Raw genomic sequence first — 17,374 nt, 5'->3', positions numbered from 1 at the left:
TCCATGACCACGACTGATTTCCACCTCAAGGGCCACTACGCCCCAGTCCACGACGAACTCACCGCCTGCGACCTGCCCGTCACCGGTGCGCTGCCGCCGGAGCTCAGCGGCTGGTACCTGCGCAACGGGCCGAACCCGCGACAGGACAGCGCGCATTGGTTCACCGGCGACGGAATGGTGCACGGCGTCCGGCTCGAAAACGGCCGCGCGGCTTGGTATCGCAACCGCTGGGTGCGCACCGAAAGCTTCGATCTCCCGAATCCGGCGCTCTACAACGCCGACGGAACGCGAAACCTGAGATCGAGCGTCGCCAACACCCATGTCGTCAACCACGCGGGACGCACGCTCGCACTGGTGGAATCCTCGCTGCCGTACGAAATCACCACGGATCTCGACACCGTCGGCGTCTACGATTTCGACGGCAAGCTCGCCGATTCGATGACCGCGCATCCCAAGATCTGCCCGGAAACCGGCGAGCTGCATTTCTTCGGCTACGGCAGCATCACCGCCCCGCACGTGAGCTACTACCGCGCCGACGCCGCCGGGGAACTCGTGCTGCGGCAGCCGATCGACGTGCCCGGCCTGACGATGATGCACGACTTCGCGCTCACCCGGCGGCACGTCGTGTTCTTCGACCTGCCGGTGGTGTTCGAGCACGGAACCGACGGCGGCATGCCGTTCCGCTGGAGCGACACGTACGGCGCGCACCTCGGCCTGCTCAGCCGCGATCGGCCGGAGGACGGCGTGCGCTGGTTCGAGATCGGCCCCTGCTACGTCTTCCACACCCTCAACGCGCACGACACCGCCGACGGCCGGATCGTGGTGCACGTCGTGCGGTACGAGCATCTGTCCAAGCCGGGCGTTCCGGATCCGAAGGGCGTGCTGTGGCGGTGGACGATCGACCCGCGCGCGGGCACCGTCACCGAGGATCTGCTCGACGACCGCAACGGCGAATTCCCCCGCATCGACGACCGGCTCGCCGGGCTCGACGCCCGTTTCGGGCACGTCACCGGATCGCACGGTCCGGAGGGCCCGCTCGTGCTCCGCCGCTATGACCTGCACACGAACGCCGCGCGCGAGCATCTGTTCCCGGAAGGACACATCCCCGGCGAGGCGGTGTTCGTCCCGGCAGACGACCGTCCGGACGGCGCGGGCTGGCTGCTCGCGTACGTCTACGACGGACCGAACGACCGCAGTGACTTGGTGGTGCTCGACGCGCAGGACATCGAGGCGGCCCCGGTCGCCACAGTCCATCTGCCGGGCCGCGTGCCGGCCGGGTTCCACGGCAACTGGCTGCCCGACGCCTGATCCGTCAACTAGCGGACGGCAAACTCTGCGTGCCGTCCCCGAGTTCCGCCCGGCGAGCCCGTATCGTCGAGCCCGAGACGTCCGCCTGTCCTCTCCCGAGCCGGAAGAAAAGAAACTTTCCTGCCAAAGCGGGGCGAATCCGGTTACCGTGGCAGGACGGAAGTCCGAACGGGAAGGAAACTCAGCAGGTGGCAGGGTCGGGTACACCACCGGTCGGCACCCCGGCCGGGATGCGCATGATCAACCAGCGGGCGGTGCTCGACCTGCTGCGCCGCGGCGGGCCCGCGACGCGGCCGCAGGTGGCGAAGGACACCGGGCTGTCGAAGCCGACGGTGAGCCAGGCGCTGCTGGCGCTGGAGGCCGCCGGGCTCGCCCGTGCGACCGGGCACACGTCCACCGGCACCGGCCGTTCGGCGGTGCTCTACGAGGCGGACCCGACCGCGGGGTACGTGCTGGGCCTGGACATCGGCCGCGAGCACATCCGGGTCGCGGTCGCCGATCTGGGCCGCACCACGGTGGCCCGGCGCGACGTCCGCAACACGGCCCGCTCCGGCAGCGCGCTGATCTCCGCGCTGGGCAAGCTGGCGACGGACATCGTGGCCGAGGCGGGACTGACGAACGACGACATCGTGGTCCGCGTGCTGGGCTCCCCCGGCGTCGCCGACCCGGTCAAACGCTGCTTCCGGCACGCGCCGAACCTGCCCGGCTGGGGCCGTCCGGGGCTGCTCGACGACCTGGAGCAGGTGCTCGGGCCGGAGCTGGTGGTGGAAAACGACGCGAACCTCACCGCGGTCGGCGAATGGGAAAGCGGTGCCGCGCGCGGAGCCTCGGTGGTCGGCTGCATCACCATCGGCACCGGTGTCGGCATGGGATTGATGATCGACGGCCGGGTTTTCCGCGGTGCCACCGGCGCGGCGGGCGAGATCGGCTACCTGCCGTACGGCCGCACACACGTCGCCGACGAACCCAGCGAACCACCCGCGCGCGGACACCTTGAGGAAGCCACCGCCGCCCAGTCGGTGGTCCGCGGCGCACGCGAACTTGGCCTGGGCACAGCGCGATCGGCGCGCGAAGTCTTCCGCCTCGCCCGCGAGGGTGACGAATTGGCGCAACGCGCGGTGTCCGAGGAAGCCGACCGGCTCGCGTACACCGTCGCTTCGGTGGCCGCGGTGATCGACCCGGAACTGATCGTCCTGGGCGGCGGGGTCGGGACGGCGGCTGATCTGCTGTTGGAACCGATCGATCGGGCCCTTCGCGCGTTCACCCCGCTCACAACGACTGTGGTGCAAGGCGAACTCGGCGACGACGGCGTCCTCACCGGCGCGATCAGCGTCGGCCTGCGCGCCGCGGAACGACTGGTGTTCGACCGGCGCGTAGGCGCCGCCTGACGCTCGGTAAACGTCGCGCCGCGACCCGCGAATGTCACCCGGGACCGGTACGTTGCAGGCATGATCGGACTGCCCGACACCATCACCGCCTGCCTCTTCGACCTGGACGGCGTACTGACCGGGACGGCCGTGCTCCACCGCGAGGCGTGGAAACGGACGTTCGACGAATACCTGCGCTCCCGCGACGGCGCCGGCTTCCAGGAGTTCACCGACGCCGACTACGCGACCTACGTAGACGGCCGCCCGAGGGCCGACGGCGTACGGGAATTCCTTCGCTCACGCGGAATCGACCTCCCCGAGGGCACCCCGGACGACGCCGTCGACGCGCCGACCGTGAACGGCATCGGCAACCGCAAGAACGAACTCGTCCTGAAGATCATCGACGAGCGGGGCGTCAACCCGTACCCGGGTTCCGTGCGCTACCTGGAAGAAGCGAAGCGGGCCGGGCTGCGAATCGCCGTGGTGACCTCGTCGGCGAACGGAGCCAAGGTCCTCGACGCGGCAGACCTGTCCCGCTTCGTGGAAGCCCGCGTCGACGGCCTGGTCATCCGCCGCGACCACCTGAAAGGCAAGCCAGCGCCCGATTCGTTCCTCGCCGGAGCCAAAGAACTCGGCGTGGACCCGAAGCAGGCAGCGGTGTTCGAGGACGCACAATCCGGCGTCCAAGCGGGCAAAGCCGGCGGTTTCGGTTACGTCGTGGGCGTGAACCGGGAGAACCAGGCGGACGCACTGCGCGCGCACGGCGCCGACGTCGTCGTGGACGACCTCGCCGACCTGCTGGAGGACAAGTGACGGAACTCGGTTACGAATGCTCCCCGTGGGAGCTGCGCTGGCGCGGCCTCGACGTGGATGCGTTGCAGCGCACCGAATCCGCCTTCGCGGTGTCGAACGGACACATCGGACTGCGCGGCACGCTCGAGGAAGGCGAACCGCGCGGGCTGCCCGGCACCTACCTCAACGGGTTCTACGAGCAGCACGAACTCCCCTACGCCGAGGGCGGGTACGGCTACCCGGAGGAGGGCCAGACCGTCGTCAACGTGACTGACGGCAAGATCATCCGGCTGCTGGTCGAGGACGAGCCGCTGGACATGCGCTACGGCATCGCGACCGCGCACGACCGCGTGCTCGACTTCCGCCGGGGCACGCTGCGCCGCGTCACCGAATGGTCCTCCCCCACCGGCCGACGCGTGCGGGTGACCACCGAACGGCTGGTTTCCTTCACCCAGCGCGCGGTCGCCGCGATCCGCTACGAGGTCGAACCGCTCGACGAGGACCTGCAGCTCGTCGTGCAGTCCGACCTGCTGGCCAACGAGCCGGTCGAGTCCGACACGCACGACCCGCGCGTCGCCGCCGCGCTCGACGCGCCGCTGGTCGGCGAGTTCAGCCACGCCGCGGGCTACCAGGCCGTGCTCGTGCACCAGACCCGGATGTCCGGGCTGCGGGTCGCCGCCGCGATGGACCACAAAATCGAGGTCGACGACGGCCTGCGCACCCGCATCCACGCCGAGGAGGACCTCGCCCGGCTCACCGCCGCGGTCGACGTGCCCAAGGGCGGACGGCTGCGGGTCACCAAATTCCTCGCCTACGGCTGGTCCGCGCAACGGTCCGCGCCCGCACTGCGCGCGCAGGTCGAAGCCGCGCTCGCGGGCGCCCGCCAGACCGGCTGGAAGGGCCTGGCCGCCGAGCAACGCCAGTTCCTCGACGACTTCTGGGCCACTTCGGACATCGAGATCGACGGCGACCCGGAACTCCAGCAGGCCGTCCGGTTCGCGCTCTTCCACCTGCTGCAGGCCGGAGCCCGCGGCGAAACCCGTGCCATCGCCGGAAAAGGCCTCACCGGCCCGGGGTATGACGGGCACGCGTTCTGGGACAGCGAGACGTTCGTGCTGCCGGTGCTGACGTACACGATGCCGGACGCCGCCCGCGACGCCCTCGGCTGGCGACACTCCACAATAGACAAAGCGAAGGAACGCGCGACCCAACTCGGCTTGCGCGGCGCGGCTTTCCCGTGGCGGTCCATCAACGGCGCCGAATGTTCCGCGTACTGGCCGGCCGGCACCGCGGCGTTCCACGTCAGCGCGGACATCGCCGACGCCGTCGTGCGGTACGTGAACGCCACCCAGGACGAGCATTTCGAGCGCACCTGCGGCGCGGAACTGCTGCTGGAAACCGCGCGGCTGTGGGCGTCTCTCGGGCATTTCGACCACCACGGGCACTTCCGCATCGACGGCGTCACCGGGCCCGACGAGTACTCCGCGGTGGCGGACAACAACGTCTACACGAACCTGATGGCGCGCAAGAACTTGCTCGCCGCGGCCGACGTGTGCCGTCGCCATCCGGACATCGCCGAAGAGTTCGAAGTGGACACCCCCGAGATCGATTCCTGGCGCGCCGCGGCGGAGGCGATGGCGCTGCCGTACGACCAGGAACTCGGCGTGCACCCGCAGTCGGAAGGCTTCCTGCAGCACGACGAGTGGGATTTCGCCGCCACCGACGAGGATTTCTACCCGCTGCTGCTGAACTACCCGTACTTCGACCTGTACCGCAAGCAGGTCGTGAAGCAGGCCGACCTCGTGCTGGCCCTGCACCTGTGCGGCGATTCGTTCAGCCCGGAGGAAAAAGCCCGCGACTTCGCCTACTACGAAGCACGGACCGTCCGCGACTCTTCACTGTCCGCGGGCACGCAGGCGGTGATCGCGGCAGAGGTCGGACACCTTCAGTTGGCGTACGACTATCTCGCCGAAGCCGCGCTGACCGACCTGCACGACGTGCACAACAACGTCCGCAACGGCCTGCATATGGCGTCGCTGGCCGGTGCCTGGCAGGCCGCGGTGGCCGGATTCGGCGGCCTGCGCGATTACGGCGGCCAGCTGTCGTTCGCGCCGCGACTGCCGGACGAACTCGGCGGCCTCACCTTCCGCCTGGCCTTCCGCGAAACCCGGTTCCAGGTCTCGATCCGGCACGGCGCGGCAACGTATCAGGTGCTCAACGGGCCGCCGCTGGACCTGATCCACCACGGCGAGCGGTTCACCGTGACCGAGGAGCCGGCGGAGCTGCCGATCCCGAAGCTGGACCCGGGCCCCGCACCGGTCCAGCCGATCGGGCGGGCCCCGGCGCGACGGGACGCGTCGAAGGTGCGGCAGTTCGACCACAGCTGACTCGTGGGCGGCGATCCCGGTTCTCACCGGGATCGCCCTCACCAGACCCAGGCCGCGCGGAAGCTTCGCCAAGCGAGGGCGCAGGCTCAGCGTTCGGGGGCCGAGGCGCTCTGCGGGTTCGGGTTGTGTGCGGTCTTGCGCCCCAATGTGGCATTGGGTGCGCTCAACGCACCGAACGCCACATTGGGTGCATCCGACGCACCCAATGCCACATTGGGGCGCTCGCCACCGCAGGCAGCCAGCACGGTGTCCGCGCTAACCGGCATCGCCACTCACGACGGCGCGTCGTCCGTGCCCGGCACCCGCGGCACCTCGTCCGTCCGGGAGGGGCTCAGGTCCGGTCCCGGCGCGGTGGCCACCTCGCCGGGCAGCTCGTCCGAGTCCGGCAGCTCGCGTTTGCGGCGCGCGGGGAACGGCGAGTCCTCGTCGTCGTCCTCGGGCCGGTCGCGGGGGTGGAATTCGCTGCGCGGGGTCATGGTTCCGGGATACCCGGTTTATTGCCCTCGCACCAGGGAGTTCACGCGGCCGGACGCGATCGTTGCTTACCGGTCGCGTCCGTGAGCTGGTCCAGCAACGTCAGCAGGAGCCCGTCTCGCGTCGACCACGGGCAGATCGTCAGCTTCCCGCCCGTGACCGTCAGCAGTGCCTCCGCGACCACCGCGCCGCCGAGCGCTTGCTGGGCCCGCTGCCGCGAAATCCCCGGCAGCTGCGCCCGCCGCGCGAACGGCATCGCCGACAGCCGAGGGATCCACGCGCGCACGTCGTCCAGGTGCAGTTCGCGGGTCTTGCCTGGCCGGTCGCCTGCCAGCCGCGCCAGTTGCCGCAGCACCTTCGAGCAGCCGACGACCTGATGATCGGCCAGTTCGGCCTGTACGTCGCCCAAAGCGGCGGCGACTTCCTCCAGCACGTGGTCACGCAGTGCCCGCACTTGCTTGCTGCGCACCGGCGGTTCGGCGGGCAGCCAGTCGCGAGTGACCGACCGGGCGCCCAGCGGCAGCGACCGCGCGAAAGTGGCCTGCTCCCCGGCTCCGGCGGACAGCTCGACCGTGCCGCCGCCGATGTCGAGCGCCAGCAGCGGGCCGCCGGACGCGCCGTACCAGCGGCGCGCGCCGACGTACGTCAGCTCAGCCTCCCGGCGGCCGGAGAGGAACCGCAGTTCGACACCGGTTTCGCGGGCGATTTCCCGGACCGCGTCCCGGGAGTTGACCGCATCCCGGATTGACGACGTGGCCAGCGGAAACACGTCCTTGACGCCGTGCTCGCGGGCGAATTCCATACCGCTGGAAACAGCCTGGGAAATGGCCGCGATGCCGCACTTGCTCAGCCGTCCGTCGTCGTCGAGTTCACGGTCGAGCCGCAGCCGGGTCTGGTGCGTGAGAGCCGGGTCGAGCGGGGATCCGCCGGGTTCGAGCACGACAAGCCGGGCGCTGAACGAACCCACGTCCAGCACCGCGGCGGCGGATCCTTCGATTTTGCGCACAGCCCGGCCTACCTCGCTTTCGCCCCGCCCGGATTCCCCGTTGAACCCGTTCTTACTCCCGAATTCGCGCCCCGCGCGGCGGAGTTGACGGCATTTCGACGGCGGCATCGACCCGGAGTGCGGTTTTTTCACACCCCAGTGGCCCGCATCATACCGGACCTATCCGAGCAGCTCCTTCAGCTTGGCGACGGCGGCCACTCGCGCCTCGCGTCCGGGCTGCAGCGGGTTGACCGCCAGGGTCGTCGCCCCGGCCTCCTTGAACGCCGCCAGCCGCTCCTTCACGTACCCCGCCGGACCGACCAGCGAGGTGGCGCGCAGCAGCTCCGTCGGGACCGCCGCGGCGGCTTCTTCCTTCTTGCCGTCGAGGTACAGGTCCTGGATCTTCTTGGCCTCGGCCTCGTAGCCGTAGTTGCAGGCCAGCGTGTTGTAGAAGTTCTTGCCGCGCGCGCCCATCCCGCCGATGTACAGCGCGAACACCGGACGCACCCAGTCGAGCAGGCCCTCGACGTCGTCGCCGATGGCCAGCGGCGGCGCGGCGAACACGTCCAGCTCGCCCAGCTCCGGGTCGCGCTTGGCCTTGCCCTCGGCCAGCGAGGCGCCCCAGACGTCGGCCGCCTTCTCCGGGTGGAAGAAGATCGGCTGCCAACCCTCGGCGACCTCGGCGGCGAGCGCGACGTTCTTCGGCCCGAGCGCGGCGAGCACGACCGGGATCCGCTCGCGCACCGGGTGGTTGATCAGCTTCAGCGGCTTGCCGAGACCGGTGCCCTGGTCGGCGGGCAGCGGGATCGTGTAGTGCTTGCCGTCGTGCACGACGCGCTCGCGCTTCCACACCTGGCGGCAGATCTCGATGATCTCGCGGGTGCGGCCGATCGGCGCGTCGTACTTCACGCCGTGGAAACCCTCGATGACCTGCGGCCCGGACGCGCCGAGGCCGAGCGTGAAGCGGCCGTCGGACACGAAGTCCAGCCCGGCCGCGGTCATCGCGGTGAGGCTCGGCGTGCGGGTGTAGATCTGGAAGATGCCCGACATCAGGCCGACGCGCTCGGTCTTCGCGGCGAGGTAGCCGAGCTGGCTCACCGCGTCGAAGCTGTAGGCCTCGGGGACGAACACGATGTCGAGCCCGACCCGCTCCAGCTCCACGATGTCCGCGACGCTTTCGGCGAACCCGCCCGAGTAGCTGACGCCGGTGCCGATCCTCATCGATCCCTCATTCCCGTGCCGGTCGACTGTGACTAAGCGTTTGCTCATTATGCGGCCGCTCGGGTGACGACGCTACGGCGTGGGTCACACCACAGCGGCCGCCACCGTCCCGCGCACCTCGCCGAACCCGATCCGGGCCCCGTCTGGACCAGGGGCGGAGGCGGTGATGACGACCTCGTCGCCGTCCTCCAGGAACGCGCGCGTCTCGCCGCTGTCGCCGAGCGCGAGCGGTTCGCGACCGCCCCAGCTCAGCTCCAGCAGCGAGCCGCGCTGGTCCTTCGCCGGGCCGGTGACCGTGCCGGACGCGTACAGGTCGCCGGTGCGCAGGCTCGCGCCGTTCACCGTGAGGTGCGCGAGCTGTTGCGCGGCCGTCCAGTACTGCGTGGCGAACGGCGGGCTGGACACGAGGTGGCCGTTGATCCGGATTTCCAGCGCGAGGTCGAGACTCCACGACTCGGCGCCGCGCAGGTACTCGAACGGCTCCGGATCCTGCGCGGGCTGCGGCACCCGGGCGTGCTCCAGCGCGGCGAGCGGGACCAGCCACGGCGACATCGACGTGGCGAACGATTTGCCGAGGAACGGGCCGAGCGGCTGCATTTCCCAGCCCTGCAGGTCGCGCGCCGACCAGTCGTTGACCAGGCAGACGCCGAAGACGTGGCGCGGGAACTCGTCGATCGGCACCGGAGCGCCCAGTTCGGATGCCACGCCGACGACGAAACCGACCTCGGCCTCGAAGTCGAGCAGGCTGGACCTTCCGAACGACGGTTCGGTCGCCTTGCGCGGTTTCCGCTGTCCCGCCGGGCGAATCACCGGCGTGCCGGACGCGACGACTGTGCCCGCCCGCCCGTGGTAGCCGATCGGCAGGTGTTTCCAGTTGGGCGGCACCAGATCGTCCCCGCCGCTGAAGACCCGGCTGGCGTTGAGCGCGTGCTGCTCGCTGGAGTAGAAGTCGACGTAGTCCGCGACCTCCACCGGCAGGTGGCTCGTGATCTCGTTGCGGGGCACCAGATGCGGCCGGATCCGGTCGGCGTGGCGCAGTTCGCTGAGCCATTCGCGGACCCGCGCCCGCACGTCGGCCCAGACGTCCGGGCCGGCGGCGAGCAACGGGTTCAGCACGCCCGCGCCGAGCAGGCGGCCGAAGGACTCCCCCTCGGCCGCCGCGCTCAGGTCGAGCACCTGGTCTCCGACAGCGACACCGGCCCGGCGGGTCCGCTCGCCGTGCGAGAAGACGCCGTACGGCAGGTTGTCGAGGCCGAAGAGGGTGCCGGCCGGAAGGTCGAGCCAGGTCACGCGGACGCCTCCGCGATCCACGCGCCGACCACGGTGTCCAAAGCGGACAGCGGGAGGATTCCGTTGCCCAGGATGACGTCGTGGAACGCGCGGATGTCGAACCGGTCGCCGAGCGCCTTTTCGGCCTCGGCGCGGACGCGCTGGATTTCCAGCCGTCCCACCATGTAGCTCAGCGCCTGGCCCGGATTCGCGACGTACCGGTCGATCTCGGCCTCGATCTCCATCTTCGCCATCGGCGTGTTCTCGACGAGGTAGTCGACCGCCTGCTGGCGGCTCCAGCCCAGCGCGTGCAGCCCGGTGTCGACCACGAGCCGTCCGGCCCGCATCGAGTCCTGGGCGAGCATGCCGAAGCGGGCGACATCGTCGGAGTACAGGCCCATCTCGTCGGCGAGACGCTCCGCGTACAGGCCCCAGCCCTCGATGTAGGCGTTGAACGGGGCGATCCGGCGCAGCAGCGGCAGATCGGTGAGTTCCTGCGCGAACGTGAGCTGGAAGTGGTGCCCCGGAACGGCTTCGTGGAACGCGATGCCCTCGCTGGTGAAGCGCGGCCGCGAATTCGCCTCGTAGGTGTTGGCGTAGTACGTGCCGGGGCGGGAACCGTCGAACGCGGCCTGCAGGTAGTAGGCGATGGTGCCGCTCGCCGCGTCCGCCTCCGGGACCGGCTCGACCTCGCACTTCGCGTCCGGAACCCGGGAGAACCATTGCGGGGCGACGGCTTCCGCCCGGACGATGGCCGCCCGCGCGCCTTCCAGCAGCTCCTCGCCGTCGCGCCAGCGCAGCTCCGGGTCGGTGCGGAGGCGGTCGAAGATCTCCGCCAGCTCCGCGGTGCCGAACACGCGGGCACCCAGTTCGCGGTACTCCTCGGCCAGTTTTTCGCCCATCCGCAGACCGGTGTCGTGCAACTCCTGCGCGGTGCGGTCGGTGGTGGTGTGCACGCGGATCAGGCCCTGGTACTTCTCCAGCCCGCCCGGCAGATGGCTGATGCCCGGCTGGCTGTCCGTCTTCGACACCGGCAGGACCTCCTCGGCGAGGAAGTCGCGGTAGCGCCGGTACGCGGGCCGCACGACCTCGGCGAGCAGCCGGTCGCGCTCCGCGGCGAAGCCCTCGACCTCGACCGCCGGCGTGACGCGGAACGGGTCGCCCTCCTCGTTCGCGAGGTATCGCTCGACGTACTCGATCCCGATGCGCACCAGGAAGTCCGGCGGCGCGAACCCGTCCGCGACGGTTGCCCGCTGGGCCTCGATCACGCCATCGAGGTAGCCGCCGACTGCCGCCAGCCGGGCGAGGTAGTCGCGGGCCTTGTCCGCGTCGTCCGCGGTCAGCGCGGAGAGGATGGTGATCAGGTTCAGCGCGGGCGAGCTGAACCCGTCGCTCACCGCGAACCCGGACAGCCGCGAGTCGATCGTGTCGATCGCGCCGCGGGCGTGCGTGCGCACCACCTCGCGGGTGATGACCTCGGACGCGGTCAGCCCGGCCGGGTCGATCGCGTCGGCACGCTCGGCGATCGCGGCGTACCCCGCCCGGTGGCGCTCGGCCGCGGCGAGACTCGGGTCGGCGAGTTTGGTGTGGTCGCCGGGAAGTCCGAGGACGGTCCGCTCCAGCGGTTCCGCCTCGAAGCTCAGCTCGACCAGTTCGTCGGCCAAGCCGAGGACGGTGTCGCCGTGGCCAGCCACCCACTCGGTGACCACGGCGTCCAACACCGACAGCGGCAGGGAGCCGCCGGAGAGGATCGTGTCGTGGAACGCCTTGACGTCGAACCGGCTGCCGAGCCGCTGTTCGGCCTGCTCGCGCAGCCGCTCGATTTCCAGCCGCCCCACCATGTAGGCGAGCGCCTGGCCCGGGAAGCCGAGGTACCGGTCGACCTCGGCCTCGATCTCGACCTGCGCCATCGGCGTGTGCTCCAGCAGGTAGTCGACCGCCTGCTGGCGGCTCCAGCCCAGCGCGTGCAGGCCGGTGTCGACGACCAGCCGCCCGGCCCGCATCGACTCCATCGTCAGCATGCCGAGCAGCGACACGTCCTCGGAGTACAGGCCCATCTCGTCGGCGAGGCGCTCGGTGTAGAGGCCCCAGCCCTCGGCGTACGCGGTGAAGTTGCCGACGCGGCGCAGCAGCGGCAGGTCAGTCAGGTCGAGCGCGGTGCTGAGCTGGAAGTGGTGGCCCGGGATCGCCTCGTGGAACGCGATGACCTCGGCGGTGTGCCGGAACCGCTCAGTGGCCTGGTAGGTGTTGGCGAAGTAGACGCCGGGCCGGGACCCGTCGGCGGCGGGCGGCATGTAGTACGCCGGGGGCGCGCCGGGCGCGGAATCCTCCGGCACCGCCTCGACCGTCCACGGGTGCTGCGGGATGTGGCCGAACCAGTTCGGCGCCTCGGCCTCGGCGCGGGAAATCGCCGTGCGGGCGGTTTCGAGGAGGTCTTCGGCGCTCGTCCAGCGCAGCTTCGGGTCGGTGCGCAGCCGCTCGAAGATCTCCGGCAGCTCGCGGGTGCCGAACACGCGCTCGCCGAGGGCCTGGTACTGCTCGACCTGGCCGGCGATCACCGCGAGACCCGTGTCGTGCAGCTCCTGCGGGGTGCGGTTGCTGGTGGTGTGGGTGCGGGCGAGGCGGGCGTAGATCTCGTCGCCGCCGGGCAGCCAGGAGACGCCGCCCTTGTCGTCCGGGCGGCCGTGCGGGAGGACTTCGGCCTCGAGGAAGTCGCGGTACTCGCGGAAACCGGGGCGGGCGACGTCGCGGAGGATCTGCTCGCGACGGGCGGCGAACTCCTCGTCCGGGGCGGGCTGGCGCAGCAGCGGGTCGTTCTCGGGCTCGGCCAGGTAGCGGTCGAGGTGCGCGATCGCGGCCTTGACCAGGCGTTCGATCGGCAGGAGACCGGCGGCGATCCCGTCGCGGTGGCGTTGTGCGACGGCGCGGAGGTACTCGGGGATCTCGCTGAGCCGCCCGAGATGCGCCTCCGCGGTTTCGGCGGTGACCGTGATCATCGGCAGCGCGGACAGGAGCCCGGAGGCGGGGCCGACGAACAGGTCGGTGACGGTGAAGTCGACGACCCGGCTGTCCATCCGGTCGAGGGTTCCGTCGACGGAACTGAGCAGGACGTCGCGGGTGACGCGATCGGCTTCTTCGAGCCCGGCCGGATCGACGGCCTCGGCGCGCTCCCGAATCGCGACGATCTTCTCGCGGAACGCCGCCTCCGCCGCGGCCGACGGATCGCCGAGGCCCGGCGCGTCCGGCCGGATGCCGAGAATGGCGGCGTCGAGCGGTTCATGGTCGAACGACGCCTCGACGAGCTCGTCGGCGAGATCGGAAACGACGGACATCGGCGGTGACCCCCAGGGTAGGCGGAGAAGGTGCGATTCCGACCCTAATCGAGACGAGGGCGGCGACGCCCGTGTCCGGGGTCGACGGCCTTCTTCCGGGCGCAGGAACGTTCCGGGCCGTGGAACCTGGGGCGTCGCGGGAGGAGCTGGTCAGGGCGGAGGGGCAGCGGGCGACGCCGGAGCGCGGTCCGTCGCGGGCGTCGGTTGCGCGTCCCGGGCCTCGGCTGGTTGGCGCCGCCCTGGCCGGGACGCGGGGAGGGCTCCGGTTCCGCATTGGCTGCTCCCGACGGCACGACCCGCCAGGCTCTCCGGACCGCCGGTGTTTCGCCGTCCGTCGCGGTCGCGCAGGATGCTGGTTCCGCGTCGGCTGCTTACGACGGCACGACCCGCCAGGCTCCCCGGCCAGCGGTATTCGGCTATCCGGTGCGAGGCACGCCGGACGCCGGTTCCGCGTCGGCCGCCCCCGACGGCACGACCCACCACGCTGCCCGGCCAGCGGCTGGCCAGCGGTGTTCGGTTGTCCGGCGTGGTGGCGCGGGGCACGCCGGGCGCGGTGGTGCGGCCGGGTCCGGCGGGCGAGGCGGTAGCGTTGCCGGAGTGGCCGTGACCGATCCCGCCGACATCCGCCTGCTCGCCGCGCTCGCCGAGCTGGGCAAGGGTGCTGTGCACGAGCTGGCGGCGAAGGTCGGGATGGATCCGCGGGAGGTCGCGTACCGGCTGGTCGCGCTGTCCGGCAGCGGATTGCCGCTGCTGGTCGGGGTCGAGAGCGACCCGCAAGGTCTGCGTGCGGCGATTTCGGGGGCTCAGGCTTCGTGGCAGCGTCCGCAGGCTCCGGGATATCCGGGCGGCGGGCCCGGGTCGGCGCCGTTCCCCGCCGCGCCGATGCCGGGGGCTTCCCGGATGCCCGGCTCGATGCCGCCCGGCCTCCCTCCGGCACCAGGCCCCGCTCCGGCACCAGGCCCCATGCCCTCCGGCCCTCCCGCGGCGCCGATGCCGAATGGCCCGGCGTCGTCCGGGATTCCGGCTTCGGGCGGGATGGCACCGCCTCCGGGGATGCCGGGCGGCGCTCCCGGCGCGTCCGGTCCGCACCCGCCCGGGCAGTCCGGGATCCCCGAATCGGCCGGGATGCCGGGACATTCCGGCCCGCATCCGCCGGGCCAGCACGGCATGCCCGGACCGGGAACCTCCGGCGCGTACCCGCCCGGGCAGACCGGGATTCCCGCGACCGGACCAGGTTCGCCGGGCCAGCACGGCATGCCCGGCCCCGGGACGACCGGCGCCTACCCGCCCGGGTTTCCCGCCGCGGCACCGGGAACCTCCGGCGCGTACGCCCCCGGACCGGCCGGGATTTCGGGCGCGTATCCCCCTGGGCCCAACGGGATCCCGGGGATGTCCGGCGCGTACTCCCCCGCGCAGACCGGAATGCCCGCCCCCGCGAACGTCTACAATGGACAGTCCGGGCCGTACCCGGCTCCGGACCCGGCCGTCAGCACGTGGGGCGTCCCGCAGACCGCTTCCTGGGCCCGCGGCGACGACCCGAAGCCCGCCGCCGCACCGGCGAAACAGGGGCGGATCGGCGAGACGATGCAGTCGCAGGGGCTCGAAGGGGAACAGCTTTCCGTGCAGCTGCTGGAAGTCCAGGACCCCGCCGACTTCCTCTTCGGCGCGGCCGGTTACCGGCTCGAGGACGGCGAGCGCGCGGTCGTCGTGCACACCGAAATCACCAACCGCGGGCCGATTCCGTTCGCCTCACTGCCGGACAATTATCTCGAACTCGTCACCGACAGCGGCGAGACCGTCGCGAAAGCCCCGGTTTCGCTGACGTCCCGGCCGCCGCACAAGATCGGCGTGCAGCCGGGCGAGACGCTCGGCGGGCACACCGTGTACGTTCTTCCGACCGCGACGCGGGTGGTCTCGGTGCGCTGGAGCCCGCGGCCCGAGCCGGACGAGCGCACCCTGACCTGGGCCGTCAACTAGCTGGCTCTAGTTCCCGTCGCGCAGGATCTCCAGCGCACTGGCCAGATCGTCCGGATACTCCGCCTCGAACTCCACCCACCGGCCGTCCGCCGGATGCGCGAAACCCAGCGTCCGCGCGTGCAGCCACTGCCGCGTCAAGCCGAGTTTCCGGGCCAGCACCGGGTCCGCCCCGTAGGTCAGATCCCCGGCGCACGGGTGGCGCAGCGCGGAGAAATGCACGCGGATCTGGTGAGTACGCCCGGTTTCCAGCTTCACGTGCGCGAGCGAAGCCGCCCGGAACGCCTCGACCACCTCGTAGTGCGTGACGCTCGGCCGTCCGCCCGCGACGACCGCGAACTTGTAGTCGTGCCGCGGGTGGCGGTCGATCGGGGCGTCGATGGTGCCGCGGGTCGGGTCGGGGTGGCCCTGCACGACGGCGTGGTAGCCCTTGTCGACGGTCCGTTCCTTGAACGCCCGCTTCAGCACGGTGTACGCGTGCTCGCTCTTGGCCACCACCATCACCCCGGTGGTGCCCGCGTCGAGCCGGTGCACGACGCCCTGTCGCTCCGCCGCGCCGGACGTCGAGATGCGCAGCCCGGCCGCGGCGAGTCCGCCGACGACCGTCGGGCCGGTCCAGCCGGGGCTGGGGTGCACGGCGACGCCGACCGGTTTCGAAATCACCACGATGTCGTCGTCATCGTGCAGGATCTTCATGCCGTCGACCGGCTCCGCGACGATTTCCGCCGGACGTTCCGGTTCCGGCAGCGTCACCTCGAGCAGCCCGCCCGCGGACAGCCGGTCCGATTTGCCCGCCGGATGGCCGTCGAGCAGCACATCGCCCGCCGCCGCGAGGTCCGCGACGACGGTGCGGGAGAGCCCGAGCAGTTTGGCCAGCCCGGCGTCGACGCGCATCCCGTCGAGCCCGTCGGGGACGGGCAGCATGCGCGCGCTCACTCGGATTCCTTCTTCTTGCCGCGGGTGGTGGTGCCGTCGTAGTCCTTGCCGAGCAGGGACAGCAGCACGATCAGCGCGCCGCCGACGCAGATCGCGGAGTCGGCGATGTTGAAGATCGCGAAGCCCTGCCCGTTGGGCGCGAACGCGGAGATGAAGTCCACGACGTGCCCGCGCAGCGGTCCGGGCTCGCGGAAGAACCGGTCGGTGAGGTTGCCGAGCGCGCCGGCGAGCACGAGCCCGAGGCCGATCGCCCAGCCGACCGAACGCAGCCGGCGCGAGATCCACACGATGGCGATCACGACGCCGGTCGCCACCAGCGCGAGCACCCAGGTCATGCCGGTCGCCATCGAGAACGCGGCGCCCGGATTGCGGATGACCTGCAGGTAGATGAGCCCGCCGAGGATCGGCTTGGGCTCCTTGCCCTCGAGATTGGCGACCACGAGGTTCTTCGTGATCAGGTCGATCGCCCACAGCAGCGCCGCGACCGCGAACACCACCCAGACCCGCCGCTTGGGCAGCGGCGTGCCTTCCTCGGCAGCCCCCTGCTCAGGCGGTTCCGCAGACGGCTCGACCTCGGATTCGGACGGCGAAGGATCGGTGCTCACACCCCCATTGTCCACAACCGCGCCCAACCAGGTCACAGCGGCAGTCCCCGACCCAAATTCACTCGCCCGCCACGCCCCTCCCCGCCATCCTCACTACATGCCCGCCGAGATCCCCGCCCCCGCCGTGGCCGCCGCCTGGATCGCCCTGAACCTCTCCCCCACGAACGACCTCCCCCTGTGGGCAGCCCACTGGCTAGCCGAGGGCGAGGACGGCGAACACCTACGCCACCTGGCAGGCCTCTCCCGCACCGAACCACGAGAAATCCACGACGTGCAGCAGTCCGCCCTAGCCGACTGCCACACCCCCATCCCCACCGCAGCCGACGCAGCAAAAGTCGCCTTCACCCACCTGGCCCGACTGCTCCTCAACGGACACCTCAGCGAACGCGCCCTGCTGAACGACCTGCACACCATCATCGTCCGCACCAACTACTCCGACAGCGTCGTCAAGCTGCCACTGGCGCAAGCCTGGATGCTGGACGAAGAGTGGGACCAAGGCTGGGGACGCCCGGAAGAGCAAATCAAAGAGGCGGTCCACGCAGCCTGCCAAGCCCAGCTAGACCACACCAGCCGGGCAAACCCAACCTGACCACACCCAGCCAGACAAACCCAACCTGACCACACCCCAGCCCCGCAAAGCCCAACCTGACCACCACGCGGGATCGCGCCGGCGTTTGGGGGCTGAGCGGCGTGACAGGCCGAAGGCCCCTCACGCCGGTCAGCC

General features: G+C 70.9%; 13 protein-coding genes. 6 read left to right on the top strand and 7 right to left on the bottom strand.

The features are described 5' to 3' along the window. Window positions 1–3 precede the first annotated feature (3 nt). The 4 genes from ABZX37_RS40470 to ABZX37_RS40455 all read left to right on the top strand — a co-directional run bounded on the left by ABZX37_RS40470 (window position 4) and on the right by ABZX37_RS40455 (window position 5,854). Complete coding sequence (locus ABZX37_RS40470) at window positions 4–1,308, top strand: carotenoid oxygenase family protein (RefSeq protein ID WP_354748858.1); 1,305 nt, start codon at window positions 4–6, stop codon at window positions 1,306–1,308. A gap of 188 nt (window positions 1,309–1,496) precedes the next feature. Next, window positions 1,497–2,696, top strand: coding sequence for an ROK family protein (locus ABZX37_RS40465; protein WP_354748856.1), 1,200 nt, complete (start codon window positions 1,497–1,499; stop codon window positions 2,694–2,696). A gap of 60 nt (window positions 2,697–2,756) precedes the next feature. Further along, complete coding sequence (locus tag ABZX37_RS40460) at window positions 2,757–3,488, top strand: beta-phosphoglucomutase family hydrolase (RefSeq protein ID WP_354748854.1); 732 nt, start codon at window positions 2,757–2,759, stop codon at window positions 3,486–3,488. Then, the gene (locus ABZX37_RS40455; RefSeq protein ID WP_354748853.1) at window positions 3,485–5,854 is read left to right on the top strand and encodes a glycosyl hydrolase family 65 protein; all 2,370 of its coding nucleotides are present in this window, start codon (window positions 3,485–3,487) and stop codon (window positions 5,852–5,854) included. The genes ABZX37_RS40460 and ABZX37_RS40455 overlap by 4 nt, the downstream gene beginning before the upstream one ends. Before the next feature lie 272 nt (window positions 5,855–6,126). Here ABZX37_RS40455 and ABZX37_RS40450 read toward each other — a convergent pair whose 3' ends face one another. The 5 genes from ABZX37_RS40450 to ABZX37_RS40430 all read right to left on the bottom strand — a co-directional run bounded on the left by ABZX37_RS40450 (window position 6,127) and on the right by ABZX37_RS40430 (window position 13,135). Next, a complete protein-coding gene (locus tag ABZX37_RS40450; RefSeq protein ID WP_354748851.1) occupies window positions 6,127–6,330 on the bottom strand; it encodes a hypothetical protein in 204 nt (67 codons plus the stop codon). A gap of 41 nt (window positions 6,331–6,371) precedes the next feature. After that, complete coding sequence (locus ABZX37_RS40445; RefSeq protein WP_354748849.1) at window positions 6,372–7,334, bottom strand: exopolyphosphatase; 963 nt, start codon at window positions 7,332–7,334, stop codon at window positions 6,372–6,374. 159 nt (window positions 7,335–7,493) lie between these two features. Beyond that, the gene (locus tag ABZX37_RS40440; RefSeq protein ID WP_344284942.1) at window positions 7,494–8,534 is read right to left on the bottom strand and encodes an LLM class F420-dependent oxidoreductase; all 1,041 of its coding nucleotides are present in this window, start codon (window positions 8,532–8,534) and stop codon (window positions 7,494–7,496) included. 84 nt (window positions 8,535–8,618) lie between these two features. Continuing rightward, window positions 8,619–9,824: a fumarylacetoacetase gene (fahA, locus tag ABZX37_RS40435; RefSeq protein WP_354748847.1), complete on the bottom strand. Its 1,206-nt coding sequence runs from the start codon at window positions 9,822–9,824 to the stop codon at window positions 8,619–8,621. Beyond that, complete coding sequence (locus ABZX37_RS40430) at window positions 9,821–13,135, bottom strand: DUF885 domain-containing protein (protein WP_354748845.1); 3,315 nt, start codon at window positions 13,133–13,135, stop codon at window positions 9,821–9,823. Before ABZX37_RS40430 ends, fahA begins: the two co-directional genes overlap by 4 nt. A 900-nt stretch (window positions 13,136–14,035) precedes the next feature. Between ABZX37_RS40430 and ABZX37_RS40425 the strand changes: the two genes are divergently transcribed. After that, a complete protein-coding gene (locus tag ABZX37_RS40425) occupies window positions 14,036–15,112 on the top strand; it encodes an AsnC family protein (protein WP_354748913.1) in 1,077 nt (358 codons plus the stop codon). Window positions 15,113–15,118: 6 nt separating this feature from the next. Here the strand turns inward: ABZX37_RS40425 and ABZX37_RS40420 are convergent, their stop codons facing one another. Next, window positions 15,119–16,045: an RluA family pseudouridine synthase gene (locus ABZX37_RS40420; RefSeq protein ID WP_344284934.1), complete on the bottom strand. Its 927-nt coding sequence runs from the start codon at window positions 16,043–16,045 to the stop codon at window positions 15,119–15,121. Next, on the bottom strand, window positions 16,042–16,650 hold the full coding sequence (gene lspA / locus ABZX37_RS40415; RefSeq protein WP_354748843.1) for a signal peptidase II: 609 nt from the start codon (window positions 16,648–16,650) through the stop codon (window positions 16,042–16,044). The genes ABZX37_RS40420 and lspA overlap by 4 nt, the downstream gene beginning before the upstream one ends. A gap of 97 nt (window positions 16,651–16,747) precedes the next feature. Between lspA and ABZX37_RS40410 the strand changes: the two genes are divergently transcribed. Beyond that, on the top strand, window positions 16,748–17,239 hold the full coding sequence (locus ABZX37_RS40410) for a hypothetical protein (RefSeq protein WP_354748841.1): 492 nt from the start codon (window positions 16,748–16,750) through the stop codon (window positions 17,237–17,239). Window positions 17,240–17,374 lie beyond the last annotated feature (135 nt).

Source organism: Amycolatopsis sp. NPDC004079, from assembly GCF_040610415.1.
Lineage (GTDB): Bacteria > Actinomycetota > Actinomycetes > Mycobacteriales > Pseudonocardiaceae > Amycolatopsis > Amycolatopsis halotolerans.
The sequence above is the reverse complement of the archived record's forward strand: the minus strand, read 5'-3'. Positions and strand labels throughout refer to the sequence as shown.

Bases quoted from the DNA above. Each gene is read 5' to 3' on its own strand.
- ABZX37_RS40470 (WP_354748858.1), top strand. From the start codon at position 4: ATGACCACGACTGATTTCCACCTCAAGGGCCACTACGCCCCAGTCCAC.
- ABZX37_RS40460 (WP_354748854.1), top strand. From the start codon at position 2,757: ATGATCGGACTGCCCGACACCATCACCGCCTGCCTCTTCGACCTGGAC.
- ABZX37_RS40450 (WP_354748851.1), bottom strand. From the start codon at position 6,330: ATGACCCCGCGCAGCGAATTCCACCCCCGCGACCGGCCCGAGGACGAC.
- ABZX37_RS40440 (WP_344284942.1), bottom strand. From the start codon at position 8,534: ATGAGGATCGGCACCGGCGTCAGCTACTCGGGCGGGTTCGCCGAAAGC.
- ABZX37_RS40430 (WP_354748845.1), bottom strand. From the start codon at position 13,135: ATGTCCGTCGTTTCCGATCTCGCCGACGAGCTCGTCGAGGCGTCGTTC.
- ABZX37_RS40425 (WP_354748913.1), top strand. From the start codon at position 14,036: ATGCCCGGCTCGATGCCGCCCGGCCTCCCTCCGGCACCAGGCCCCGCT.
- ABZX37_RS40410 (WP_354748841.1), top strand. From the start codon at position 16,748: ATGCCCGCCGAGATCCCCGCCCCCGCCGTGGCCGCCGCCTGGATCGCC.